1 protein-coding gene is annotated in these 446 nt (G+C 69.7%); it reads left to right on the plus strand.

Annotated features, from left to right (window positions below; genetic code table 11):
* Nucleotides 1-446, plus strand: a 446-nt coding sequence (locus tag AACY52_RS31330) for a HAMP domain-containing protein (protein ID WP_339561545.1), incomplete at both ends; no start/stop codon positions are given.

Consider the following 446-nt stretch of genomic DNA (forward strand, 5'->3'; position numbering starts at 1 on the left):
GTATCGAGCAGTTCGTCGAGTTCCGCGCCGAGCTGGTGCGCCGGGGCATCGAGATCGGCCCGGCCGCCGGCCGCGAATGGGGCGACAACGATGCCAACCGCGCCGTGCGGTCCGCGCTGAACAAGGACCTCGAGGCGCTGGCGAAGGTCTATACGGGCCGCGCCAGGGAGATCGCGCAGCAGACCGAGACCAACCGCATGATGTCGCTGGCGCTGACCTGCATCGCCGGCCTCGCGCTGGCGCTGGTCGTGATCGGCGTCGTCATCATCGCCCGCTCGATCGCCCGGCCGCTGTCGGCCATCACCGAGACCATCAAGCTGGTTGCCGACGGTGCCGACAACGTCACCGTGCCCCACACCGCGCGCACCGACGAGATCGGTGCGCTGGCGGGCGCCATCCAGATCTTCCAGGAGGCCATGAACCGCAACCGCAGCCTCGCCTCGCAG

The sequence above is a fragment of the Pseudomonas sp. EA_65y_Pfl1_P113 genome (assembly GCF_963970525.1).
In the GTDB taxonomy this organism is placed as follows: domain Bacteria; phylum Pseudomonadota; class Gammaproteobacteria; order Pseudomonadales; family Pseudomonadaceae; genus Aquipseudomonas; species Aquipseudomonas tritici.